General features: G+C 73.0%; 25 protein-coding genes. 6 read left to right on the top strand and 19 right to left on the bottom strand.

Translation table 11 applies throughout. The annotated features are described in order from the left end of the window. Positions 1-106: 106 nt before the first annotated feature. A complete protein-coding gene (locus tag PUR71_RS26905; RefSeq protein ID WP_329929714.1) occupies positions 107-1,456 on the bottom strand; it encodes a hypothetical protein in 1,350 nt (449 codons plus the stop codon). 313 nt (positions 1,457-1,769) lie between these two features. On the opposite strand from PUR71_RS26905, the gene PUR71_RS26910 reads away from it, so the two are divergent. After that, on the top strand, positions 1,770-2,690 hold the full coding sequence (locus tag PUR71_RS26910; protein ID WP_329929715.1) for a hypothetical protein: 921 nt from the start codon (positions 1,770-1,772) through the stop codon (positions 2,688-2,690). 50 nt (positions 2,691-2,740) lie between these two features. Here PUR71_RS26910 and mutM read toward each other — a convergent pair whose 3' ends face one another. The 10 genes from mutM to PUR71_RS26960 all read right to left on the bottom strand — a co-directional run bounded on the left by mutM (position 2,741) and on the right by PUR71_RS26960 (position 12,679). Continuing rightward, positions 2,741-3,604, bottom strand: a complete 864-nt coding sequence (gene mutM / locus PUR71_RS26915; RefSeq protein WP_329929716.1) for a bifunctional DNA-formamidopyrimidine glycosylase/DNA-(apurinic or apyrimidinic site) lyase — start codon at positions 3,602-3,604, stop codon at positions 2,741-2,743. Between the two features lie 52 nt (positions 3,605-3,656). Beyond that, on the bottom strand, positions 3,657-4,445 hold the full coding sequence (rnc, locus tag PUR71_RS26920) for a ribonuclease III (RefSeq protein ID WP_329929717.1): 789 nt from the start codon (positions 4,443-4,445) through the stop codon (positions 3,657-3,659). A gap of 20 nt (positions 4,446-4,465) precedes the next feature. After that, complete coding sequence (gene rpmF / locus PUR71_RS26925) at positions 4,466-4,639, bottom strand: 50S ribosomal protein L32 (RefSeq protein WP_030056747.1); 174 nt, start codon at positions 4,637-4,639, stop codon at positions 4,466-4,468. A 2-nt stretch (positions 4,640-4,641) separates the two neighbouring features. Then, the gene (locus PUR71_RS26930) at positions 4,642-5,286 is read right to left on the bottom strand and encodes a YceD family protein (protein ID WP_329929718.1); all 645 of its coding nucleotides are present in this window, start codon (positions 5,284-5,286) and stop codon (positions 4,642-4,644) included. A gap of 159 nt (positions 5,287-5,445) precedes the next feature. Continuing rightward, the gene (locus PUR71_RS26935) at positions 5,446-6,642 is read right to left on the bottom strand and encodes an ATP synthase F0 subunit B (RefSeq protein WP_329929719.1); all 1,197 of its coding nucleotides are present in this window, start codon (positions 6,640-6,642) and stop codon (positions 5,446-5,448) included. A gap of 202 nt (positions 6,643-6,844) precedes the next feature. After that, entirely contained in the window at positions 6,845-7,336 is a 492-nt protein-coding gene (gene coaD / locus PUR71_RS26940; protein WP_329929720.1) for a pantetheine-phosphate adenylyltransferase, read from the bottom strand. Positions 7,337-7,385: 49 nt separating this feature from the next. Further along, entirely contained in the window at positions 7,386-7,964 is a 579-nt protein-coding gene (rsmD, locus tag PUR71_RS26945; RefSeq protein ID WP_329929721.1) for a 16S rRNA (guanine(966)-N(2))-methyltransferase RsmD, read from the bottom strand. A 164-nt stretch (positions 7,965-8,128) separates the two neighbouring features. After that, positions 8,129-8,662, bottom strand: a complete 534-nt coding sequence (locus PUR71_RS26950) for a hypothetical protein (protein WP_329929722.1) — start codon at positions 8,660-8,662, stop codon at positions 8,129-8,131. A gap of 114 nt (positions 8,663-8,776) precedes the next feature. Further along, positions 8,777-10,993, bottom strand: coding sequence for an ATP-dependent DNA helicase RecG (recG, locus tag PUR71_RS26955; protein ID WP_329929723.1), 2,217 nt, complete (start codon positions 10,991-10,993; stop codon positions 8,777-8,779). Between the two features lie 60 nt (positions 10,994-11,053). After that, entirely contained in the window at positions 11,054-12,679 is a 1,626-nt protein-coding gene (locus PUR71_RS26960) for a DAK2 domain-containing protein (protein ID WP_329929724.1), read from the bottom strand. Between the two features lie 281 nt (positions 12,680-12,960). Between PUR71_RS26960 and rpmB the strand changes: the two genes are divergently transcribed. Beyond that, positions 12,961-13,146: a 50S ribosomal protein L28 gene (gene rpmB / locus PUR71_RS26965; RefSeq protein WP_014138233.1), complete on the top strand. Its 186-nt coding sequence runs from the start codon at positions 12,961-12,963 to the stop codon at positions 13,144-13,146. 149 nt (positions 13,147-13,295) lie between these two features. Here the strand turns inward: rpmB and thiD are convergent, their stop codons facing one another. From thiD to PUR71_RS26980, 3 genes are all read right to left on the bottom strand, one after another. Then, entirely contained in the window at positions 13,296-14,108 is an 813-nt protein-coding gene (gene thiD / locus PUR71_RS26970) for a bifunctional hydroxymethylpyrimidine kinase/phosphomethylpyrimidine kinase (RefSeq protein ID WP_329929725.1), read from the bottom strand. Positions 14,109-14,131: 23 nt separating this feature from the next. Beyond that, positions 14,132-15,157 (bottom strand): ATP-dependent 6-phosphofructokinase, encoded by a 1,026-nt coding sequence (locus tag PUR71_RS26975; protein ID WP_329929726.1) that lies wholly within the window; start codon positions 15,155-15,157, stop codon positions 14,132-14,134. A gap of 168 nt (positions 15,158-15,325) precedes the next feature. Next, a complete protein-coding gene (locus tag PUR71_RS26980) occupies positions 15,326-16,291 on the bottom strand; it encodes a thiamine-phosphate kinase (RefSeq protein ID WP_329929727.1) in 966 nt (321 codons plus the stop codon). A gap of 245 nt (positions 16,292-16,536) precedes the next feature. On the opposite strand from PUR71_RS26980, the gene PUR71_RS26985 reads away from it, so the two are divergent. Together PUR71_RS26985 and PUR71_RS26990 are read left to right on the top strand one after the other, a co-directional pair. After that, the gene (locus tag PUR71_RS26985) at positions 16,537-16,770 is read left to right on the top strand and encodes an Lrp/AsnC family transcriptional regulator (protein ID WP_218205768.1); all 234 of its coding nucleotides are present in this window, start codon (positions 16,537-16,539) and stop codon (positions 16,768-16,770) included. A 20-nt stretch (positions 16,771-16,790) separates the two neighbouring features. Further along, on the top strand, positions 16,791-17,306 hold the full coding sequence (locus PUR71_RS26990) for a DUF3515 domain-containing protein (protein ID WP_329929728.1): 516 nt from the start codon (positions 16,791-16,793) through the stop codon (positions 17,304-17,306). Between the two features lie 69 nt (positions 17,307-17,375). On the opposite strand, the gene PUR71_RS26995 is transcribed toward PUR71_RS26990, so the two are convergent. From PUR71_RS26995 to PUR71_RS27005, 3 genes are read right to left on the bottom strand one after another with little or no spacing between them, the layout of a single operon-like run. Further along, a complete protein-coding gene (locus PUR71_RS26995; RefSeq protein WP_329929729.1) occupies positions 17,376-18,518 on the bottom strand; it encodes a D-alanine--D-alanine ligase family protein in 1,143 nt (380 codons plus the stop codon). A gap of 60 nt (positions 18,519-18,578) precedes the next feature. Next, positions 18,579-19,580 (bottom strand): NAD(P)H-dependent glycerol-3-phosphate dehydrogenase, encoded by a 1,002-nt coding sequence (locus PUR71_RS27000; RefSeq protein ID WP_329929730.1) that lies wholly within the window; start codon positions 19,578-19,580, stop codon positions 18,579-18,581. Next, a complete protein-coding gene (locus PUR71_RS27005) occupies positions 19,577-20,401 on the bottom strand; it encodes a lysophospholipid acyltransferase family protein (RefSeq protein ID WP_329929731.1) in 825 nt (274 codons plus the stop codon). Before PUR71_RS27005 ends, PUR71_RS27000 begins: the two co-directional genes overlap by 4 nt. 225 nt (positions 20,402-20,626) lie before the next feature. Here PUR71_RS27005 and cofC point away from each other — a divergent pair, with 225 nt between their 5' ends. Continuing rightward, complete coding sequence (gene cofC, locus PUR71_RS27010) at positions 20,627-21,310, top strand: 2-phospho-L-lactate guanylyltransferase (protein WP_329929732.1); 684 nt, start codon at positions 20,627-20,629, stop codon at positions 21,308-21,310. 58 nt (positions 21,311-21,368) lie between these two features. After that, positions 21,369-21,590: a hypothetical protein gene (locus PUR71_RS27015; RefSeq protein WP_329929733.1), complete on the top strand. Its 222-nt coding sequence runs from the start codon at positions 21,369-21,371 to the stop codon at positions 21,588-21,590. A gap of 143 nt (positions 21,591-21,733) precedes the next feature. Here the strand turns inward: PUR71_RS27015 and PUR71_RS27020 are convergent, their stop codons facing one another. Continuing rightward, positions 21,734-22,456 carry an HU family DNA-binding protein gene (locus tag PUR71_RS27020; protein WP_329929734.1) on the bottom strand — a complete coding sequence of 241 codons (723 nt, stop codon included), beginning with the start codon at positions 22,454-22,456 and terminating at the stop codon, positions 21,734-21,736. Between the two features lie 133 nt (positions 22,457-22,589). Continuing rightward, a complete protein-coding gene (locus tag PUR71_RS41350) occupies positions 22,590-22,937 on the bottom strand; it encodes a hypothetical protein (protein ID WP_443077584.1) in 348 nt (115 codons plus the stop codon). Positions 22,938-22,949 lie beyond the last annotated feature (12 nt).

Here is a 22,949-nt window from a genome sequence, read left to right on the forward strand (position 1 = left end):
CAGCGTGCCACACAGGGTTGTGTTCTCAAACCCGGACCGAACGGCAGTGCGGCCCCGCCGGAGGATCCGGCGGGGCCGCAGCGGGGGCGTGCGTCAGGTCAGCGGGTCACCAGTCGCCGCCACCACCGCCGAAGTCGCCGCCGCCGCTCCAGTCACCACCGCTGAAGTCCCCGGCGTTGAAGTCCGCCCCGGTGAAGTCGCCGCCCTCGTACTGGTCCTGGTAGCCGTGGTGGCCGCCACCCTCCATCATCGGCGCCGCGGCGTAGGCCGGGCCGCTGCTCATCATCGAGCCGAGCACGGTGCCCACCAGCAGGCCGGGCAGCAGGCCGCCGCCGAAGCCGCTGTAGTAGCCGCCCGCGTACGGGGCGTACGCCGGGCCGGCGTTCCAGTACGGCTGCGGGCCGTACTCGGTGTCGACCGTGCGGACGGCCGGGTCGAGGCCGGCGGCGACGCGGTCCGCGTCGGCCTGGCAGACCGGGACGCTGCGGGCGGAGCCGCCCGCCGGGGCCCAGTCGACGTCCTTGACGGAGGGGCCGTGGCGCGGGTCCATGAAGCACGGGGGCCGGCGCTCGGGCAGCGGGCGCTTGTCGCGCCGGGCGGACAGGGTGGCCAGGGCGAACCGGCCGTCCTCGATCGTCTCGGTGACGACCTTCACGTCCTCGGGCTTCTTGGCCTCGTCCATCAGGCGCTTGGCCTTTTCGTACGAGTCGAGCGCGTGGCTGTAGTCGGTCCGCTGGACGTCGTCGGCGTCCGCGGCCCGCGGGTCGAAGTCCAGGCGCTCCAGCTCGACGCCGTAGGCGGTGATGTCCTCGTCGACCACGCGGCGCAGCTGCTCCAGCTCGGCGCGGGCCTGCTCCTCCTTGCGCTTCTTGGCCCGGCGGAAGAGGAAGAAGACGCCGGCGCCGGCCAGTGCGAGCAGGACGACCGGGATGACCACCCAGGCGATCGAGGTGCTGTGGTTCACCCCGGTGCCCTTGGTCTGCGGGGCGGCCTGGTCGACGAAGTCGTTCAGGGTGGCGTTGATGTCGCCCTTGTCCGCGCGGGCGACGGCACCCGAGATCCGCTCCGCGGCGCCGACGCCCATCGCGCCGCGGTCGGCGTGGGCCAGGAACCCGCCGGTCCCGCGCCAGACGCCGTAGACCCCGTCGATGCCCACCAGGGTGCGCAGATCGGTGAGGATGGTGTCCTTGTTGGCACTGTCGGGGACGACCGCGATGAAGATCGGCTTGTCGGCCTTCTCGATCTTTTTGGTCAGGGCGTCCGCCTGCGCCTGGCTGAAGCGGTCCAGCATCGTCGGGGCGACGTAGACCTGCCCCTTCTTCAGGGTGGCCGCGGCGTCGCTCAGGCCGCCGGCGGCGGAGGCCGCCGGAGCGAGCAGGAGCAGAAGCCCGAGCAGCGTCGCCGCGACCACGGCGAGCGGCCCGGTGCCCCGGGAACGTCGAGCAAGGGTTCTCATGACACCCGACGCTACCGCGACCGGCGGCCGAGCACGGCATACCCTTCGCATACTGGTGATGAAGGGATTCCCCGCCGGATGCCGGGGCCGTCCCCTCCTCGGGGATGAGATTTCCCCCACGTCACCCTGAAGCGGACTGCCGCCGGGAACCGCGGCAGGCGGCCGGACGTACGTCCCGGCAGGCCCGGAGCGGTCGGAGGGGGTGTCCTGACCGTATCGTGCGGACGGACACAGCGGCCCCGTACCGTCGGTCCATTACCCGTTCTTGACCCAACGCCCTTCGTGGCCCCAACCCCTCTGATCGGAGCGCTCGGTGATCATCGGCCTCGTCACCGCCGTGGCGGCATCCGCCTGTTACGGCACAGGCTCGGTCCTGCAGGCCGTCGGTTCCCGCCGGTCCGCCCGCGAGGAGGCCGCCAAGGGCGCCTCCACCGCCACGACCGAGCACGGCGGGCCGAGCCTGACCTCGACCGCGAAGGCCGCCGTCACCTGGGAATTCATCCTCGGCTCGGTGCTCGACCTGATCGGCTTCGGCCTCGGCGCGCTGGCCGCCCGGCTGCTGCCGCTGTTCCTGTCCCAGACGATCATCAGCGCCAACCTGGTGATCACCGCGGTGCTGAGCATCAAGCTGCTCGGCATCCGGCTCAAGCGGCTGGAGTGGGCGTCGATCGGCGTGCTCTGTTCGGCGCTGGTGCTGCTGGCCGTCTCGGCCGGCCCGGAGGGCGGCCACCACGCCGCGATGTCCTTCCACTGGTGGCTGCTGATCATCACCACCGTCCTGCTGGTCGGCGGCAGCCTGCTGGTGCGGCGGATGGGCTCCAAGGGCGCGATCGTCGCCGGTCTGCTCTCCGGCCTCGGCTTCGGCGCACTCGGCGTCGGCGTGCGCATCCTCAACGGCGTCGAGCCGTTCGACCTCGGCGGCCTGCTGTCCGACCCGGCGCTGTACGCGATCCTCATCGGCGGCCTGGGCGGCATGTACGTGCACACGGTCGCGCTGCAGATCGGCTCGGTGAACGGCGCGACGGCCGCCCTGGTGGTCGGCGAGACGGTGCTGCCCGGCGCGGTGGGCGTGCTGTGGCTCGGCGACTCCTCCAAGGCGGGCCTGGGCTGGCTCGGCGTGGTCGGCTTCCTGCTCGCGGTGGTGTCCGCCGTCGGCGTCGCCTACTTCGGCCAGGGTGACCACGGCGCCCTCGGCGACGCGGCCGACCACAAGCCCGAACTCGCCCACAAGTAGGGCGCCTTGCCCGCGCCCGCGGGCGGCCCCCGCCGTGAGCTCCCGCCGCGCTACCGCGGCACCCGCTGGCAGCGGGGGCAGAAGTAGCTGGAGCGGTTCATCCACGCGGCCCGGCGGATCGCGGTGCCGCAGCGGCGGCAGGGCTCCTGCTCGCGGCCGTACGCGTCGAGGTCCCGCGAGAAGTAGCCGCTCTCGCCGTTCACGTTGACGTACAGGCTGTCGAAGCTGGTGCCGCCGACGGCCAGCGCCGCGGTCATCACGTCGCGGGCGTTGGCCAGCAGCACCGCGGCCTGCGGGCGGGTGAGCGTCGCCGTCGGCCGGTCGTAGTGCAACTTGGAGCGCCAGAGCGCCTCATCGGCGTAGATGTTGCCGACACCGCTGATCAGCGTCTGGTCGAGCAGCGCGCGCTTGACGGTGGTGCGCTTGGCCCGCAGCGCGGCCACGAAGGCCTCGTCGTCGAAGCGCGGGTCGAGTGGGTCGCGGGCGATGTGCGCGAGGGAGACCGGCGTGCCCTCCGGGTCGCCCTCCTCGGCCTCCTCGACCGCGAGGCCGCCGAAGGTCCGCTGGTCGACGAAGCGCAGTTCGCGTCCGCCGTCGAAGAAGCGCAGCCGCACCCGCAGGTGCGTCTCGTCGGGCACCGCCGGGTCCTGGACGAGGAGTTGGCCGCTCATGCCGAGGTGGCCGAGCAGGGAGAACCCGGCGCCGGTGCCGGCCAGCGGCAGCCACAGGTACTTTCCGCGGCGCTGCGCGGCGCCGAGCGTCGTGCCGGTGAGCCGGGCGGCGAAGTCGGCGGCGCCGGCGGGCTGACGGCGCACCGCGCGCGGGTGCAGGACCTGGACGTCGGAGACCACCCGGCCGGCGACCCAGTTCGCCAGACCGCGGCGGACGACCTCGACCTCGGGGAGTTCGGGCAAGGGAGCATTCCTCCTGCGCAAGGGGATCGGCAGGAGGAAGGCTACTGCGTCGTCACGCGCCGGCGGGCAGCCGGTCGGCGTACTTCTCCTTGATCGCGCGCCAGGCGCTCTCGGCGGCCTTCTGCTCGGCCTCCTTCTTCGAGCGGCCGACGCCGCTGCCGAAGTCCTGGCCGGCCACGCGGGCCACCGCGGTGAAGGTCTTCTCGTGGTCCGGACCGGACTCCATGACCACGTACTCGGGCACGCCGATGCTCACCGAGGCCGTGAGCTCCTGCAGGCTGGTCTTCCAGTCCAGGCCCGCGCCCAGCTGAGAGGACTCCTCGATCAGCGGGTCGAACAGGCGGTGGACGAACTCGGTCGCCGCGTCCAGGCCCTGGTCCAGGTAGACGGCGCCGATGACGGCCTCGACGGTGTCCGCGAGGATCGACGACTTGTCGCGGCCGCCGGTGCCCTCCTCGCCCTTGCCGAGGCGGATGAAGGTGCCCAGGTCGAGACCGCGCCCGACGTCCGCGAGCGCGCGGGAGTTGACCACCGCGGCGCGCAGCTTGGCGAGGGTGCCCTCGGGCACGTCCGGGTGGACGCGGTAGAGGGTGTCCGTCACCACGAGGCCCAGCACCGAGTCGCCGAGGAACTCCAGGCGCTCGTTGGTGGGCAGCCCGCCGTTCTCGTACGCGTACGAGCGGTGGGTCAGGGCACGTACCAGAAGGGCGCGCTCGAGCGTGTACCCGAGGCGCCCTTCCAGGACGTCGTATTCGGTCGAAGCCGGCCCACCGGCCCTGCCACCGCCCGAAGGACCCTTCGGGGCGGAGGACGCCTTGCGGGTGGAGTTACCGTCCGACATCGATCCGTGCACCCCGCCGATCAGACCGAGAGGACCTGGCGGCGGTTGTACGTGCCGCAGCTGGGGCACGCGATGTGGCCGAGCTTCGGCTCGTGGCAGCGGTCGCACGCCACGAGGGCCGGAACGACGGCCTTCCAGTTGGAACGGCGGTGGCGCGTGTTGCTGCGCGACATCTTCCGCTTCGGAACAGCCACGGCTACTTCTCCTGGTTCTCGGCGGCACCCTCACGGGTGTCGCTGTTCTTGATCCCGTCACCCTCGTCGCCGGGGGCGGCGGAGAGTCCCTGCAGAGCCGCCCACCGGGGGTCGGCGGCGTCGTGGTGGTGGGCCGGGTCGTCGCTCAGGCGCGCTCCGCACTCGGAGCACAGGCCCAGGCAGTCGTCCTGGCACACCGGCTGCAGCGGCAGTGCGAGCACCACCGCGTCACGCAGCACCGGCTGGAGGTCGAAGAAATCGCCCTCCAGGCGGTAAGTCTCTTCTTCCGAGTCCTCGTCGAGGTCCTCGGTCCCGGCGGTCCGGGCGCGGTGACGCTCGTCGGACTCCGGGTAGTAGTACAGCTCCTGGAAGTCCACGTCGATGTCGAACTCGACGGGCTCCAGGCACCGGACGCACTCGCCCTCGACCGTGGCCTCGGCGGTGCCGGTGACCAGCACGCCCTCGACCACGGACTCCAGGCGGAGGTCCAGCCGGATCTCGCTCTTCTCCGGCACGCCGATCACGTCGATGATCCCGAAGCCCTCGGGGGCCTCCAGGGCGCGGGACACCGTGCGCATCGAGCCCGGACGACGGCCGAGCTCGTGCGTGTCGAACACGAGGGGGTCGCGGTGGTCGAGGCGGTTCAAGGTGTCCTGACTTCCATGGAAGGTGATCGGTGGGCCCCATGCTCGGCGGCTTTGCGAGGGCAAGCCGAGAGTCCGACATGGAGGGGCCGGAGTGGTCAGACTACCGGAGTCTCCCGCCAGGCCCAACTTCGGTCCCGGAGGAGCCCCCCGGGACCGCACTCAGCGCCCGCCGAGCTCCCGCAGTCTGCTCATGTCGATCATGCTCGTGTCGAAGAAGCTCGTCTCGTCCAGCCCCTGCTGCTGCGGCACGACCGGCGGGGCGGCGGGCTGCTGCGGGTAGCCGTAGGCGTCGTACTGCTGCGCGGCGTAGCCCTGTTGTTGCTGTTGCTGTTGGTGGTGCTGCTGCTGATAGCCGTAGTCAGCTTGCTGCTGGCCCGCGTAGTCCCCGTGCTGCTGCGGGTACGCACCGGTGGCGTCCTGCTGCTGGTGGGCCCACTGGGCGGCGTACGGGTCGCCCTGGGCGGCTGGGTCGAAGCCGCCGCCGTACACCTCGGCGTACTGCCCGTTCTGCTGCTGGGCGGCCGCCGCGTACTGGTCGGCGCCGGGGTTCTGCCAGCCGGCCGCGGCCGGGGTCTGCTCCGGCCAACTCTGCTGCTGCGGCACGTCCTCGCGGTACCAGGCGAGCTCCTCGCCGTCGCCCTCGGCGGCGAAGCCCGCCGCGACCGCCTCGGCCCGCTCCTTGGCCTGCTGCGCCTCGTCGGCGGCGGCCAGGTAGGCGCCCAGCTCGTCGATCGGCCGCTTGCCGAGGAGCTTGTCCCGGCCCTTGCCGACGGCCTCCAGGGTCGCGCTGAGCACGTTCTCCAGGGTGGCGAGCTTCACATCGACGTACTCGTCGACCTCGGGGCTCGGGCTGACCCGCGGCTGGAACTCCTCGCCGTCCGTCTCGCCGTCGTACCCGTTCTCGAAGACGCTGGAGTCGCCGCGCAGCTTGGTCCGGCCGCGGCCGACGGCGCCGAGCGTCTTGGTCAGCACGACCTCGAAGTTGGCGAGCTTGCTGTCCACGTAGTCGTCGGCCTCGGCCCGCTTGGTCTCCACCTCGGAGCGCGCCTCCGCGAGGATCCGGTCCGCCTCGGCCTGGGCCCGGCGGACCACCTCGGTGTCCGAGATCAGGGAGCCGCGCTCGGCGTGCGCGCCCTGGATGATCCGGTCGGCCTCGGCCTGGGCGCCGGCCACCACCTGCTCGTGGTCGGCCATCACCGACTGCGCCTGGGCCAGTTCGGCGGGCAGGACCGCCTTCAGGTCGTTGAGCAGGCCGATCAGCTCGGCCCGGTTCACCACGCAGGAGGCCGACATCGGCATCGAGCGGGCGTTCTCGATCGCCGCCACGATCTCGTCGACCTTGTTCTGCACGTCCACGGGGCTTCGTCTTTCCGTGTGCCGCCGACGGTCCGGCGGAGGCAGGCCCGGCGCGGTGGACCTCACCGCAGGGCAGGAATACAGACACAGACTGTACGGCCACCGCGGGGCGCGGTCACAACGCCCGAGCCGGGCCGGGCCCCCGGGGGATCCCGGCGACCCGGACAAACCATGACGAAGCGACAGGAAGGGAACGGCCGGACTACTGCTCGGCCTTGCGCTCCGCGATCCGCTCGACCAGCCGGCGGTGCACCGTCCCCGGCAGGAGGTGCGAGACGTCGCCGCCGTACGAGGCCACCTCCTTGACCAGCGTCGAGGACAGGAAGCTGTACGTCGGCGAGGTCGGCACGAACAGCGTCTCGACGCCCGTCAGCCCGTGGTTCATCTGGGCCATCTGCAGCTCGTAGTCGAAGTCGCTGACGGCCCGCAGCCCCTTGATGATCGCGGGGATGCCGCGCTCGCGGCAGAAGTCCACCAGCAGTCCGTGGTGCGACTCGACCACCACGTTCCCGAAGTCCGCGGTGACCTCCTCGATCAGGCCGATCCGCTCCTCGACGCTGAACATGCCGCGCTTGCTCCGGTTGATCAGCACCGCGACGTGCACCACGTCGTAGAGCTTCGAGGCCCGCTCGATGATGTCGAGGTGGCCGTTGGTGATCGGGTCGAACGAACCGGGGCAGACGGCTCGGCGCATGGCGTTTGTGCTCCCTCGTGGGGTGACGGCTGCTGCGGGCCTCGGCCCGCTACTCGTGCTGGCGGGCGGCGGCGCGACCGTACCAGAGCGTGCCCTCGCCGTAGCGGCGGGAGCGCAGCACCTCGAAGCCGTCGGGCCAGCCGAACTCTCCGCCGCGGGTGCTGCGCTCCACGGTGACGAGTGCGCCCTCCGCGAGCCAGCCCCCGGCCAGGAGTGTGATCAGCATCTCGCGCAGCTCGTCGTCCGTGACGGCGTACGGAGGATCGAGGAACACCAGGTCGTACGGGGCCTGCGGGGGCGGCCCGGCGACCACCTTCTCGGCCTTGGCGGCCTTCACCTCCGCGCCCGGCAGGCCGATCGTGCGGACGTTCTCGCGGATCACCCGGGCCGCCTGGCCGTCCGCCTCGACCAGCAGGACGTGCTCGGCACCCCGGGACAGCGCCTCGAGGCCGACCGCGCCCGATCCGCCGAACAGGTCGAGCATCCGGCTCCCGTGCAGGGTGCCGCGCAGCGCCTCCAGGGTGGAGAACATCGCCTCACGGGCCTTGTCGGAGGTCGGTCGGGTGCCCCGGCCTGGCGGTACGGCCAGCCGGCGGCCGCCGGCCGCTCCGGCGATCACGCGGGTCATGGTGGTGGGAGGTCCTTTCGTCGCTGCCCGACCACGCTACCCGCCCCGTGCCGAAGGGGAGCGCCGGTGCCGACGGTCATCGCTCCGAGCGGACCGCAGGCGAGTGGGCGAATGGCGGCGGCGGACCTGCCGGGAGGCCCGGCAGGTCCGCCGCCGCTACCCGGTCAGCTCGCCTCGGAGCCCGTCGACTGCGCCGGGACCGCCGCGCCGAGCAGGGCCGGCGAGGCGTAGCGGGACCAGGACAGGCAGCCGTCGGGCGGGCAGAACTCGGGGCGGCGCGGGTCGTGCCCGAGCTCGCGCAGCTTGGTGCGGACGGAGTCGGGCGTGCGGCCGAAGCGGGCGGCGATCCGGGCGACGGTCTCGCCGTCGTGGAAGCGCCGGACCAGTTCCTCCTCGTGCTGCGGCACCCAGGGGGCGCCGTGGCCGGGGTACAGCTCGCGCAGCACGTCGCGGTCGGGGATGGGCTCGGAGACGTCGGCGACGATCGCCAGCGCCCGCAGCGCGCGGTTGAGCGCGATCCGCAGCGAGGCGACGTCCTCGACCGGCAGGCGGAGCTTGCCCGAGGCGAGCGGCGCGGCGGCCGCCCCCTCGCGCCAGCCGGTCAGGGTGAGGGTGACCTCGCGGTCGTCGTCGCTGGCGAGTTCGATCCGGAAGACCTTGTCGCCCAGCGGGAGCTCGTTGAGATGACGGAATGCCATGGCAGGACCCCCAAGTGTCGCGCCAGGTACGCACCTTGAGGGTGCGCCCTGAACACCTTCATTCTCTCGCGGGGGTCTGACAATTCCCGGGCCGCGCGGGTACGACCGGCCCGCTCAGCCCTTCTCCATGTAGGCCGCGCGGTCCTCGTCGATGAGGCTCTCCAGGGCGGTGCGCAGCTCCGGGTGGGCGGCGAGCTCCGGGTCCTCGGCGACCAGCCGGGTGGCCTCCGTCCGGGCGGTGAGGATGACCTGCTCGTCCTCCAGCACCGAGAGCACCTTGAGCGAGGACTTCACGCCGGACTGCGCCTGGCCCAGCACGTCGCCCTCGCGGCGCTGTTCGAGGTCGATCCGGGACAGCTCGAAGCCGTCCAGCGTGCCGGCCACCGCCTCCAGCCGGGCCCGGGCCGGGCTGCCCGCCGGCATGTCGCTGACCAGCAGGCACAGGCCCGCCGCGCTGCCGCGGCCGACCCGGCCGCGCAGCTGGTGCAGCTGGGAGACGCCGAAGCGGTCGGCGTCCATGATGACCATCGCGGTGGCGTTGGGGACGTTGACGCCGACCTCGATCACGGTGGTGGCGACCAGGACGTCCACCTCCCCGGCCGAGAACCGGCGCATCACGTCGTCCTTGGCCTCGGGGGCGAGCCTGCCGTGCAGGATCTCCACCCGCAGGCCGCTCAGCGGACCCTTCACCAGCTTCTCGGCGGTCTCCACCACCGAGAGCGGGGGCCGCCGTTCGTCGCTCCGGGCACCGGCGTCGGCGATGTCCTCGAAGTCCTCCTCGGCGGCCTTGCGCTTCTTCTTGGGATCGGCGGCCGGTTCCTCGTCCCCGATGCGGGGGCAGACGACGTACGCCTGGTGGCCCTTGCCGACCTCCTCGCGGACCCGTTCCCAGGCGCGGGCGAGGAAGTTGGGCTTCTCGACGGCGGGGACGACGTGGGTGGAGATCGGGGAGCGGCCGGCCGGGAGCTGGTCCAGGACGGAGGTCTCCAAGTCCCCGAAGACCGTCATCGCGACGGTGCGCGGGATCGGGGTGGCGGTCATCACCAGCAGGTGCGGCGGCTGGTCGCCCTTGGCGCGCAGCGCGTCCCGCTGCTCGACGCCGAAGCGGTGCTGCTCGTCGACGACGACGAGGCCGAGGTCCTGGAACTGGACCTTGTCCTCGATCAGCGCGTGGGTGCCGATGGCGATCCCGGCGTCCCCGCAGGCCATGTCGAGCAGCGCCTGGCGACGGGCCGGGACGCCCATCGAGCCGGTGAGCAGCACGACCCGGGTGCCGAGGTCGGAGCTGCCGAGCATGCCGCCCTCGGCGAGGTCGCCCATCATCTCGACGATCGACCGGTGGTGCTGCTGGGCGAGCACCTCGGTGGGCGCGAGCAGGACGGCCTGGCCGCCGGCGTCCACCACCGCGAGCATCGCGCGCAGCGCGACCAGCGTCTTCCCGGAGCCGACCTCGCCCTGGAGCAGGCGGTGCATCGGGTGCTCGCTCGCGAGGTCGGCGGCGATCTCGGCGGACACCTTCCGCTGCCCCTCGGTGAGGGTGAACGGCAGCCGCTCGTCGAACGCGTCCAGCAGGCCGCCCTCGCGGGCCCGGCGGGGCTTGGCGGGCAGCGCGGACTCGGCGGCCCGGCGCTGCGCGAGGGCGACCTGGAGGACGAAGGCCTCGTCCCAGCGCAGCCGGCTCTGGGCGCGCTCGCGGTCGGCCTGGCCGCGCGGGCGGTGGATCAGCTCCAGGGCCTCCGGGAGCGGGATCAGGTCGTGCCGCTCGCGCAGTTCGGCGGGCAGCGGCTCGCCGACGTCGCCGAGGTGTTTGGTGAGCGCGGTGTCGATGCAGATCGACAGCTTCCAGCTGGGCATCTGGGCGCTCGCGCCGTACACCGGGATGAGCCGGCCGGCGAACTGCTGCGCGGCGTCCGACCCGGCGTCCTCGTCGAGCAGTTGGTAGTCCGGCGAGACCAGCTGGCGGGTGCGGTTGAAGACGTTGACCTTGCCGGCGAACAGGCCCTGGGCGCCGGACCTGAGCTCCTTCTGCCGCCAGCCCTGGTTGAAGAACACCAGCGAGAGCCGGCTGCGGCCGTCGGTGACGACGACCTCCAGCCGGTCGCCCTTGCGCCCGCGGAACGGGATGAGGGTGACCTTCTCGATCCGGGCCAGCACGGTGACGTGCTCGTCCACCTCCAGCTCGTCCAGGCTGGTGAGCTGACCGCGTTCGACGTAGCGGCGGGGGTAGTGGTGCAGGAGGTCCCCGACCGTGCGCAGCTTGAGGCTGTCGGCGAGCACCTTCGCGGTGCGGTCGCCGACGAGCTTGGTCAGTGGTTCATCGAGAGCGCCCATCAGGCCCCTGTTTACACCACCGCGCCGACAAACCGGGGCTGCGCCGGTCCGGTCCGGCGGCTACTCGACGCCGATCAGCAGCGGGGCCGCCTCCCGGCCGCCGTGGAAGACCACCGTGTCCACCTCGGGGCGGCCCTGGCGCACGTGCGCGACGAGGTGCTCGGCGAGCGCGTCGTCCGCGCCCTCGCCGAGGATCAGGGTGACGAGTTCGCCGCCCGCGCCGAGCATCCGGTCCAGCACGCTGGCCCCCACCTCGGCCGGGCCGGCGCCGATCACCGCGACGTCCCCGTCGATCAGGCCGAGCACGTCCCCGGCCTGGCACACCCCGGCCATCGTCCAGGACTCCCCCTCGGCGACGGCGAGTTCGGCGTAGCGGGTGGCACCGGCGGCGGAGGTCATGGCGACCACGTCCTCGTCGAAGCGGCGCCCGGCCTCGTGCACCGCGAGCGCCGCGAGCCCCTGCACCGGCGAGCGGGTGGGCAGGACGGCGATCCGCACGCCCTCCTCGCGGAGCTGGTCGGCGGCGGCGCCCGCGGCGGCGCGCAGTTCGGGGTCGTTGAGCAGCAGGACCACCTCGCGCGCGCCCGAGCGCCGGACGGCGGCGGCGAGTTCGGCGCTGGCGGTGGGGCGGTCCGGATCGGCGCGGAGCACGACGGCGCCGGCCTGCTCGCAGAGTTCGGCGAGGCCCTCGCCGCACACCACGGAGAGCACCGCGCGGGCCGGTTCCTCGTGCTTGCCGGGCTCGGCGGCGGCGCCGGAGCGGGCGGCGGCCTCGGCGAAGTGCGTGATGCGGATCTGGTGCGGCCGGCCGGCCCCGATGCCGGCCTCGACGGCGGCGCCGGCGTCGTCGACGTGGACGTGGACGTTCCACAGGCCGTCGCCGCCGCCGATCACGAGCGAGTCGCCGAGTTCGGCGAGCCGCGCGCGCAGCGCGGGAAGGGCGTCGTCGGGGGCGTCCAGCAGGTAGATGACCTCGAAGGCGGGGTGGCCGGGGCCGGGCGGACGCACGTGGGCCTCGCAGCTCTCCGGGAGGTCCCCGCGCAGCGCGACCGGTCCCATCGGCTGGTGCCCGGCGACGGCGTCGGCGAGCGCGCCGAGGACGGCCACCAGGCCGCGCCCGCCGGCGTCGACGACCCCGTTCTCGGCGAGCACGGCGAGCTGCTCGGGGGTGTGCCGCAGGGCGTCCCGGGCGGCCCGGTACGCGGTGTCGGCGACCTGCGCGAGCCCACCCCCGGCCCGGACGGCCTCCCGGGCGGCGACCCGGGCGACGGTCAGCAGCGTGCCCTCGACGGGCTCCGCGACGGCCTGGTAGGCGGAGTCGGCGGCCCGCTGGAGGGCGGCCCGCAGCTGGTCGGCGCCGCCGCCGTCGGCCAGCGTCTCGGCGGTGCCGCGCAGCCACTGGGCGAGGATCACGCCGGAGTTGCCGCGGGCGCCGACCAGCGCGCCCCGGGCCATCGCCCGGACCGTGTCGGCCAGGCCGGGGGCCGGCCCGTCGGCCGGGTCGGCGAAGCGGCTCTCCACCTCGGCGGCGGCGGACTCGACGGTCAGGTAGAGGTTGGTGCCGGTGTCGCCGTCCGGGACGGGATAGACGTTGAGCGCGTCGATCTCCTCGCGCGCCTGGCCGAGCGCGCGCAGGGCGAGCTGGCACCAGGTGCGCACGGCCGGGGCGTCGAGCGTGTGCAGCACCAGGTCTCCTCCGGATGGGACGCCGTGATGGCCTCAGGTCGAACGGCGAGGGGTGATACCGGCAGGTTATCGGGGGCCGGGAGGGGCCGCCCGGACCGTCGGCCGCAGCGATCACCCGAGCGGTCATGGTAGTTTCGTTGAACGGGAGCAAGCGTTGTATGCTCTTCCGGTTGCCTGGAACAATCCGGGCGCACCCCCCAGGTCGGTCCGGTCCACGCGAGTGTTCCGGTGGTCTGGTGGGTTGTCGAAAGTAACTGATCTGAAGTCTTGGAGTGACTCCTGTGGCTGCCAACTGCGACGTCTGCGGCAAGGGGCCGGGCTTCGGCAACAGCATCTCCCACTCGCACCGCCGTACCCCCCGTCGTTGGAACCCCAACATCCAGACGGTGCGCGCTGTGATTGGGCGGACGCCGAAGCGGCTCAACGTCTGCACCTCGTGCATCAAGGCCGGTAAGGTCTCGCGCTGACGCGCAGACCGGCATGCCGGTCCTCCAGTGGAGGCCGGTCCATCCTCGGATGGACCGGCCTCCACTGTTTTTTCCGGACGCACCCGGGCCTCCGGGAAGCGCCGACGCCGGTGGGCGGGTCCTGACGGGGGCCCGCCCACCGGCGTCCGTCAGCGCCAGCGCCAGGCGTGGTCGACCGGGCCGATCCCGGCGCCCAGGGCGAAGCCGCCCGCGATCGCGCCGGTGACGTACTCCTTGGCCGAGCCGACGGCCTCCGGCAGCGGCTCGCCCTTGGCGAGTCCGGCGGCGATCGCGCTGGCCAGGGTGCAACCGGTGCCGTGGGTGTGCCGGTTGTCGTGGCGCGGCGCCCGGTACCAGTGCTCCTCCCCCGGCCCGCCGTACAGCAGGTCGGCGGCCTCGCCCTCCAGGTGTCCGCCCTTGACCAGGACCCAGCGCGGCCCGAGGTCGAGCAGTGCCTTGGCGGCGTCCAGCATCCGCCCCTCGTCCTCGACGGTGCGGCCGGTGAGCTGGGTCACCTCGTGCAGGTTGGGCGTGGCCAGGGTGGCCACCGGCAGCAGCTTCTCGCGGACGGTCGCGACGGCCTCGGCGGCGAGGAGCGCGTCCCCGTGCTTGGAGACGCCGACCGGGTCGACGACCACCGGGGCGTCCACCCCGGCCAGCAGGTCCGAGACGGTCTCGACGAGCTCGATCGACGCGAGCATCCCGGTCTTCACGGCCTGCACGCCGATGTCGTCGACCACGCTGCGGAACTGGGCCCGGACGGCCTCGGCGGGCAGCTCCCAGTAACCCTGGACGCCGAGCGAGTTCTGCGCGGTGACGGCGGTGATCACGCTCATGCCGTGGACGCCGAGGGCCAGCATGGCCTTGAGGTCGGCCTGGATGCCGGCGCCGCCGCCGGAGTCGGAGCCGGCGACGGTGAGCACGCGGGGAGGAGCCGCGTGGGGAGGTGCAGTCGAAACCATGGGCCCAACCTACCTCCGCGTGTTCAGAGCACGGCCTCCGATTCCGCCCAGCGGTCCTCCGGCACCGTCTTCAGCCGGGTCACCGCCTCCGCGACCGGCCGCAGCTCGATGGCGTTCCCGCGCAGCGCCGTGAAGTACCCGAACGCCCCCGCGTGCACGGCCTCCACCGCGTGCCACCCGAACCGGGTCGCGAGCACCCGGTCCCGCGCGGTCGGGATGCCGCCGCGCTGGGTGTGGCCGAGGATGACCGGGCGGGCCTCCTTGCCGAGCAGGTTCTCCAGCTCGTTGGCGAGCCGGTTGCCGATCCCGCCGAAGGTCCGGTGCCCGAACCGGTCGACCTCGCCGTGGTCGAAGCGCATCGTGCCGGGCATCGGGGCGGCGCCCTCGGCGACGGCGATGATGGCGAACTTCTTGCCGCGCGCGAAGCGGTCCTCGACCATCCGGGCCACCGCCTCGATGTCGAACGGCTTCTCCGGGATCAGGATGCCGTGGGCGCCGCCGGCCATGCCCGCGGTGAGGGTGATCCAGCCGGTGTGCCGGCCCATCAACTCGACCACCATGACGCGCTGGTGGGACTCGGCGGTGGTCTTCAGCCGGTCGATCGCCTCGGTGGCGACGTGCACCGCGGTGTCGAAGCCGAAGGTGACGTCGGTCGCGTCGATGTCGTTGTCGATGGTCTTCGGCACCCCGACCACCGGCAGCCCGGCCTCGCTGAACAGCTTGGCGGCGGTCAACGTGCCCTCGCCGCCGATCGCGATCAGCGCGTCGATGCCGATGTCCCGCGCCAGCGTCTTGGCGTTCTCCACCGCCCAGGCGATCCGCTCGCGCTGGACCCTGGCCGAGCCGAGGATGGTGCCGCCGAGGGTGAGCAGACCGGTGACGTCGTCGTGCGAGACCGGGCGGGTGCGGCCCTCGATCAGGCCGAGGAAGCCGTCCAGGATCCCGACGATCTCGTCACCGTGCACATCGGTGCCCCGGTGCACCACGGAACGGATCACCGCGTTGAGGCCGGGGCAGTCGCCGCCGCTGGTCAGAACACCGATGCGCATGGTTGGTGCGTTCTCCGCTCGCAGTGGTCCGGACCACCCGCGCCGGAGGGCGGGCGGACTCGATCCCTCGCAAGCCTACGCAGAACCGACCCGCGAATCCCGCCCGCGGCACCCGGGAGCGTGACGTGCCGTACCCCTGTCCGAACGCCATCAGCCGTACTGCGTACGTCACTCGGCGAAGTGGTCCCAGCCGCCGACCCGGTCCCAGGGTGCGCCGTCGACCGTCACCCGGCCGCCGCGGGTCCCCCGGGGCCGGCCGGTCACCTCGCCCACCACCCGCCAGCGGGCCGGGAGTTGGATCCCGCGCGGGAACGTCGCCACGATCGCGTGGTCCTCGCCGCCGGACAGCACCCAGACCAGCGGGTCCACGCCGACGGCCTGGCCGATGTCGGCCATCTGCGCCGGGACGTCGAAGTCGGCGGCCTTCAGGTCGATGTCCACGTCGCTGGCGCGGGCCACGTGGCCGAGGTCGGCGACCAGTCCGTCGCTCACGTCGATCATCGAGGTCGCGCCCAACTCGGCCGCGGCCGGGCCGGCGTGGTACGGCGGTTCGGGGCGGCGGTGCGCCTCGACGAAGGCGCGCGGGGAACGGAAGCCGCGCTGGAGCACCGTCAGGCCGGCGGCGGACCAGCCCAGCCAGCCGGTCACCGCGACCACGTCGCCCACCTGCGCGCCCGAGCGCACCACGGCCGCGCGCCCCTGGAGGTCCCCGAGCGCCGTGATGGCGAGCATGACGGTGTCGCCGCGCACCACGTCGCCGCCGACCACGGTCGCGCCGGCCACCTGGCACTCGTCGCGCAGCCCGTCCATCAGCTCGGTGGCCCACGTGGTGGGCAGGTCGGCGGGGGCGACCAGACCGAGCAGTATCGCGGTCGGCACCGCGCCCATCGCGGCCACGTCGGCGAGGTTCTGGGCGGCGGCCTTGCGGCCGACGTCGTAGGCGGTGGACCAGTCCCGGCGGAAGTGCCGGTTCTCGATCAGGACGTCCGTGGTGGCCACCACCCGGCCGTCCGGGGCCTTCACCACCGCCGCGTCGTCGCCCGGGCCGAGGTCGACCGCGTCGGTGAGCGGTACCCGGGCGGTCAGCTCCCTGATGAGGCCGAACTCGCCGAGCTCGCCCACGGTCCCCTGCATCTGCCGTCCTCTCGCACTTCAAGCCGATTCGTGCCGCCGTCCCGGATCGCGCTGCCGCCCGGATCCGGTCCCCGTCGCTCCCCCCGCGCGCAGCGTACGCCTTCCCGGGGCACAGAGGTCTCCCCTCCCCGGCCCGCTGCGCGGTAGCGTGGTGATCAGACTGCCGGTGAGCCCGTTTTCCCACCCGACGTTCCCCCGGGCGAGCACGGCGGCGATCCCCCCAAACCGGCCGCCGGGAGGCCCCCGTGGTACAGGCGTACATCCTGATCCAGACCGAGGTCGGCAAGGCCACCGCCGTGGCCGAGTCGATCTCCAAGATCCCCGGCGTGCTCACCGCCGAGGACGTCACCGGCCCCTACGACGTGATCGTCCGGGCCGAGGCCGACACCGTGGACGACCTCGGCCGTCTGGTCGTGGCCAAGGTCCAGCAGGTGGAGGGCATCACCCGCACCCTCACCTGTCCGGTGGTCCACCTGTAAGGCGCGGCTACCATCGGCTGGTGCCCACAGAACTCCGCGTCCCCCGCGCCCTGGCGGCGCTGCCCGCGCCGGTCCGCTGGCTCGCCGCGCCCGTCGTGCTGACCTGCGCCGTGGTGGCGCTGCTCGGCAGTTGGAGCGCGCCGGCGGACATCGCGGTGCCGGCGCCGACCGGCAAGGCCGCCGACTACTGCCGGAACCTGGCCGCCGCGCTGCCGCAGGACCTCCTCGGGCACGCCCGCAAGGACCCGACGCCCTCCTCGCCGTTCGTCGCCGCCTGGGGCTCCTCGCCCCGGACGGTCCTGCGCTGCGGCGTCGACCGGCCCGAGGAGCTCGACGGCGAGCACGCCGGCGACTGGTCCCCGGTGGCCGAGGAGGTCACCTGGTGGGCCCAGAAGCTCGACGACGACAGCTACCGCTTCGTGTCGACCATGCGCAAGGCGTACGTCGAGGTGACCGTCCCGAGGGGTGTCGCGTCGAACCCCTTCGACCCGGTCGCCGCCCTGTCCGGCGCCGTCAGGGCCAACGTCCCCGGCTGACCGGAACGAACGACCGACGGAGGGCGGGCCGGGAAGCTCCCGGCCCGCCCTCCGTCGTCCCGCGGGTGACTAGCGCAGCCCGGTCGAGCGCCGCAGCGCCGCTCCGAGCAGCCGGTCGATGAGCTCCGGGTACGCGATCCCGGTGGCCTCCCACATCTTGGGGTAGGCCGAGATCGGGGTGAAGCCGGGCATCGTGTTGATCTCGTTGATCATCCAGGTGCCGTCATCCAGCAGGAAGAAGTCCACCCGGGCGAGGCCCTCGCAGCCGAACGCCTCGAACGCGGCCACCGCCTGGCGCCGGATCTCGGCGGTCTCGTCCTGTGACAGCCGCGCCGGGATCTGGACGTCCGAGGAGTCGATGTACTTGGCCTCGAAGTCGTAGAACTCGTTGTCGCCGACCAGGATCTCGCCGGGCACGCTGGCGCGCGGGCCGTCCTCGAACTCCAGCACGCCGCACTCGATCTCGCGGCCGCTCACCCCGGCCTCGACGATCAGCTTGGGGTCGTGCCGGCGGGCCTCCTCGATCGCGGCGTCCAGGTCGGCCAGGTCCTTGACCTTGGTGATGCCGATGCTGGAGCCGGCCCGGCAGGGCTTGACGAAGAGCGGCAGGCCGAGCTCGGCCACCCGCTCGCGCACGGCCGCCCGGCCCTCCTCGGTCTCCCAGTCACGCGGGCGCACGACGGTGTAGCGGCCGACGTTCAGGCCGTGCGAGGCGAGGATCCGCTTGGCGAACTCCTTGTCCATGCCCGCCGCGCTGGCGAACACGCCGTTGCCCACGTACGGGACCCCGGAGAGCTCCAGCAGGCCCTGCAGGGTGCCGTCCTCGCCCCAGGGGCCGTGCAGCAGCGGGAACACCACGTCGACCTCGCCGAGCGCCTTGGGGGCGCGCCCCGGCTCGCTGAGGAGGACCTCGCGGCTGCCCGGCGAGACCGGCAGGCAGACCTGCCCGTCCACGGACTCGGCGACCTGCGCCACGTCCGGCAGCCTGCCGTCGGTGATGGCCATCCGGGCCGGCTCGTCGCTGGTCAGCGCCCAGCGGCCCTCGTGCGTGATGCCGATCGGCAGCACGTCGTACTTGTCGCGGTCGATCGCCCTGAGCACGCTGCCCGCGGTGGAGACCGAGATGGCGTGCTCGGAGCTGCGCCCGCCGAACACCAGCGCGACGCGGGGCTTCGGGGCGGACGGGTTCGGGGAGGACTGTTCGATGCTCATATCGCGTTTGAGACTACCGTGCGACGTGTTTGCGGAAAGTCAGCCGCCCCGTTCGGGCGGTCAGCGCCGTTCCGCCTTCGCGGAGCGGGACATGAGCGCCTGCAGCGCCTCCTGGGTGGGCCGACCGTTGTGCACGACGTCCACCACGGCCTCGACGATCGGCATGTCGACGCCGCTGCGCCGCGCGAGGTCGAGCACCGACTCGCAGGACTTGACGCCCTCGGCGGTCTGCCGGGTGGCCGCGATCGTCTCGGCGAGGGACATGCCCCTGCCGAGGTTCATGCCGAAGGTGTTGTTGCGCGACAGCGGCGAGGAGCAGGTGGCGACCAGGTCGCCCATGCCGGCGAGGCCCGCGAACGTGTGCGGGTCGGCGCCGAGAGCCTCGCCGAGCCGGGTGGTCTCGGCCAGCCCGCGGGTGATCAGCGTCGCCTTGGTGTTGTCGCCGAGCCCCATGCCCGCGGCCATGCCGACCGCGAGGCCGATGACGTTCTTGACCGCGCCGCCGAGTTCGCAGCCCACCACGTCGGTGTTGGTGTACGGGCGGAAGTAGGGCGTGTGGCAGGCCGCCTGGAGCCGCTTGGCGACCGACTCGTCGCTGCAGGCGACGACGCTGGCGGCGGGCTGGCGGTTGGCGATCTCCTTGGCCAGGTTGGGCCCGCTGACCACCGCGACCCGCTCCGGGCCGACCTTGGCGACCTCGTCGATGACCTCGCTCATCCGCTTCGCGGTGCCGAGTTCGATGCCCTTCATCAGGCTGACGAGGACGGTCTGCGGCTCGATCAGCGGCGCCCAGGCGGCCAGGTTGTCGCGCAGCGTCTGCGAGGGCACCACCAGGACGGCGAAGTCGGCGCCGGCCAGCGCCTCGGCGGGGTCGGTGGTGGCCCGCACGGAGTCGGGCAGGCACACGCCCGGGAGGTAGTCCGGGTTCTCGTGCGTGGTGTTGACCGCGTCCGCCAGCTCCTGGCGGCGGGCCCAGAGCACGACCTCGCTGCCGGCGTCGGCCAGCACCATCGCGAACGCGGTGCCCCAGGAGCCGGTCCCCATCACGGCGCAGCGGGTCACTGCCCGACCTCCTCGGTGTTCGTGCCGCCCTTGGCGCGACGGCGTTCGGCGAGCGCGGCGGCGGCCCGCTCGCGGGCGGCCTTGCGCATGTCGTAGCGCTCCGCGGGCGGCTCCTCGCCGCGGATGTCGGCCAGCACGGCGGTGATCGCCCTCATGATGTCCTCGGTGGCGTCGCCCAGCACCTGGGCGGTGAGCTCCATGCCCTGGTACTTGCTCAGGTCCACCGGCGGACCGGCCGCGACGACCACCCGGTGGCGCGGGAAGAGGTTGAACTTGCCCTTCCCGTAACCGGGCCGGCCGTACGGCGGGATGATCTCGTGGGCGCCCCAGTGCGCGACCGGGATGACCGGCGCGCCGGTCATCAGCGCGACCCGGGCGACGCCGCTCTTGCCGGTCATCGGCCACAGGTCCGGGTCCCGGGTGAGGGTGCCCTCGGGGTAGAACTGCACGCACTGGCCGCTGTTGACGGCGTCGATCGCGGCCCGGAACGCCTGCGCGGCGTCCGTCGACTCGCGGAACACCGGAATCTGGCCGGTCTTGCGCAGCATGAATCCGATGAAGGGAATCGAGAACAGCGAGGACTTGCCGAGAATCCGCGGCGGGCGGCCGCTGTTGTACTGCCAGTGCGCGTAGACCAGCGGGTCGATGATCGAATTGTGGTTCACCGCGGCGATGAATCCGCCTTCCGCGGGAAGGTGTTCCCAGCCCCGCCAGTCGGGCTTCACCAGCGCGGTCGTCACCGGCTTGACCAGCACGGCCGCAAAGCGGTACCAGATGCCGTAGTCGGCGTTGCCGAACTTGGCGTGCGAGCGGCGGGCCACCCCAGGTCCTCCTCATCCGTGCGGCACGGGGTGCCGCGTTCCTTGCCTCGGCGCCGGAGCACCGGTCGCCCGGTGCCCGGATCGCGGGCGCGGGACAGTGTCGCCCGCCCGCTCACCGGCTGTCGAGCGACCGCGCCAGCACGCCGGGCGGTCGTGATCAAACGCACGTCCGCACAGTTGGGACGGCCTGGCGGGGGCTCCGGGACCGGCGTCACAATGACGCCGATGACCCAGGACACCGTACGCCCCAGCGGGCCCGTCGCGCCCGCCGCACCCACTGCCGAGTGGTCGCTGGTGCTGCCGCTCAAGCCGCTCGCGCTCGCCAAGTCGCGGCTGGCCCCGTACGCCGGACCGCACCGGGCCGACCTGGCGCTCTCGTTCGCGCTGGACACCGTCACCGCCGCGCTCGCGACCCCGGGGGTCGCCCGGGTCCTGGTGGTCACCCGGGACCCGGCGGCCGGACCGCGGCTGGCCGCGCTCGGCGCCGTGGTGGTGGCGGACGAACCCGGCGGCGGCCTCAACCGGGCGCTGGCGCACGGGGCGTCGGCCGCGCTGGCGCTCGCACCCGACGCGCCGCTGGCCGCCCTCTCGGCGGACCTGCCCGCGCTGCGGCCGGCCGAACTGTCCCGGGTGCTGGGCGCGGCGCCGTCCCGGGGCCGGGCCTTCCTGCCGGACTCCCCCGGCCTCGGCACGACCCTGCTCGCCTGCGCCCCCGGCAGCCCGCTCGCCCCCGCGTTCGGGGACGGCTCACGGGCCCGGCACGCGGCCGGCGGGGCGCTCGAACTGCGCCTGGCGGACGTGGAGTCGGTGCGCCGGGACGTCGACACCGGCGCGGACCTCGGCGAGGCCCTGGCCCTGGGCGTCGGCCCCCACACGAGCGCCCTGTTCGCCCTCATCGGCCGGTCCTGACGCGCGCCCCGCGAGACGGCGCCCGGGACTTGTCGGACCCGCTCGCTATGCTGCTGGCATGCAGGCCACCGCGTTCACCTTCGACCCCGCCACCCGGGCCGGCTCCGTGCTGCTCGACGACGGGACGCCCGTACCGTTCGACGCGGCCGCCTTCGACGCCGGCGGCCTGCGGCTGCTGCGGCCCGGCCAGCGGGTGCGCATCCGCACCGAGGGCAGCGGGGGCGCGCGCCGCGTGGTCTTCCTGACGCTGCAGACCTTCCCCGACCCGGCCGAGGCCTGAGCCCCGCGCCGGCGGTGCCGGCCGGACGCGCCCAGCGGGAAAGACCCCGACGCGAAAGAGCCGCGGCGGCCCGGCCTCCGCGTCATGCGGAAACGGGTGCGCCACGGCTGCTCTCGAAGGCCGTCCGAAGACGCCGCGCCGGACTACTTGGCGGTGGCCTTGCGCGCGGTGGTCTTGCGGGTGGCGGTCTTCTTCGCCGGAGCCGTCTTCTTGGCCGTGGCGGTCGCCTTCTTGGCGGTCGCCGTGGTCTTCTTGGCGGCGGCCGTGGTGGCCGTCTTCTTCGCGGCGGCCGTCTTCTTGGTGGCGGCGGCCTTGGTGGCGGTCGCCGTGGTCTTCTTGGCGGCGGCCGTGGTGGCCGTCTTCTTCGCGGCGGCCGTCTTCTTGGTGGCAGCGGCCGTGGTCTTCTTGGCGGCGGCCGTGGTGGCCGTCTTCTTGGCGGCGGCCTTCTTGGCGGCGGGCGCGGCGGCAGCGGCGGCGGCGCGCTTGGTGGCGGCACGCTTGGCGGCCGGAGTGGCGGCGACGCCGCTCTTGCCCGGGGTGAGGGAGCCCTTGGGGGCCTTCTTCACCGAGGGGCCTTCCTTCGGCAGCTTCTTGCTGCCGCTGACCAGGTCCTTGAAGCCCTGGCCCGGACGGAAGCGGGGCACCGAGGTCTTCTTGACCTTGACCTTCTCGCCGGTCTGCGGGTTGCGGGCGAAGCGCGCGGAGCGCTCCACCTTCTCGAAGGTGCCGAAACCGGTGACCGAAACCCGGTCACCGGCCACAACGGCACGGACCATGGTGTCGAGCACTGCGTCGACGGCCTCTGCGGCAGCCTTGCGACCGCCCAGCTGCTCGGCCACCGCTTCGACAAGCTGAGCCTTGTTCACGTCTTCCCCTTCGGAAACGGGCGCCGGATGATTCCATCCGTTCTTTTCGCACGTTAGGTATGTATCTGCGGACTTTCAATTACCAAACGCGCGAATCACCCTAGTGTCGCAATGGATTTGCGCGTCGGCGACCTCAGCCGAGCGGCGGACGCCCCTCGTCGAGGTCATGCACAAACCGACTCAACCGCCTTGCCGCCTCCGGAAGATCGCGCTTGGCGGTCTCGGTGACGATGAGGAGTTGACGGGTGAGAGCGGTCTTTGCATCCGTAGACACGTTCAGCGCATGCACACGGTCGTGAGCTTGCTTCAACCGCTCGGCCACAAGCGCGTAGAGCGCTGCGACTTCCGGGTCGTCCGGCCCCTCAGCAGGTGCGGAGGCGACGTCCGGCCGCTCGTCAATTCGGCGTTCGGATCCCCGGCCCGTGGACTCCGAAGGCGCGGGTTCGCCGCCCGCGTACGGAGGTTCATGGTGCCGGTGCATGCACTGATTGTG

It is taken from the genome of Streptomyces sp. SP17BM10, from assembly GCF_036322405.1.
In the GTDB taxonomy this organism is placed as follows: domain Bacteria; phylum Actinomycetota; class Actinomycetes; order Streptomycetales; family Streptomycetaceae; genus Kitasatospora.

Bases quoted from the DNA above. Each gene is read 5' to 3' on its own strand.
- PUR71_RS26975 (WP_329929726.1), bottom strand. From the start codon at position 15,157: ATGCGCATCGGTGTTCTGACCAGCGGCGGCGACTGCCCCGGCCTCAAC.
- PUR71_RS27015 (WP_329929733.1), top strand. From the start codon at position 21,369: ATGCAGGCCACCGCGTTCACCTTCGACCCCGCCACCCGGGCCGGCTCC.
- rsmD (WP_329929721.1), bottom strand. From the start codon at position 7,964: ATGACCCGCGTGATCGCCGGAGCGGCCGGCGGCCGCCGGCTGGCCGTA.
- PUR71_RS26995 (WP_329929729.1), bottom strand. From the start codon at position 18,518: ATGAGCATCGAACAGTCCTCCCCGAACCCGTCCGCCCCGAAGCCCCGC.
- coaD (WP_329929720.1), bottom strand. From the start codon at position 7,336: ATGCGCCGAGCCGTCTGCCCCGGTTCGTTCGACCCGATCACCAACGGC.
- cofC (WP_329929732.1), top strand. From the start codon at position 20,627: ATGACCCAGGACACCGTACGCCCCAGCGGGCCCGTCGCGCCCGCCGCA.
- PUR71_RS26950 (WP_329929722.1), bottom strand. From the start codon at position 8,662: ATGGCATTCCGTCATCTCAACGAGCTCCCGCTGGGCGACAAGGTCTTC.
- PUR71_RS41350 (WP_443077584.1), bottom strand. From the start codon at position 22,937: ATGCACCGGCACCATGAACCTCCGTACGCGGGCGGCGAACCCGCGCCT.
- PUR71_RS26980 (WP_329929727.1), bottom strand. From the start codon at position 16,291: ATGCAGGGGACCGTGGGCGAGCTCGGCGAGTTCGGCCTCATCAGGGAG.
- recG (WP_329929723.1), bottom strand. From the start codon at position 10,993: ATGGGCGCTCTCGATGAACCACTGACCAAGCTCGTCGGCGACCGCACC.
- thiD (WP_329929725.1), bottom strand. From the start codon at position 14,108: ATGGTTTCGACTGCACCTCCCCACGCGGCTCCTCCCCGCGTGCTCACC.
- rnc (WP_329929717.1), bottom strand. From the start codon at position 4,445: ATGTCGGACGGTAACTCCACCCGCAAGGCGTCCTCCGCCCCGAAGGGT.
- PUR71_RS26905 (WP_329929714.1), bottom strand. From the start codon at position 1,456: ATGAGAACCCTTGCTCGACGTTCCCGGGGCACCGGGCCGCTCGCCGTG.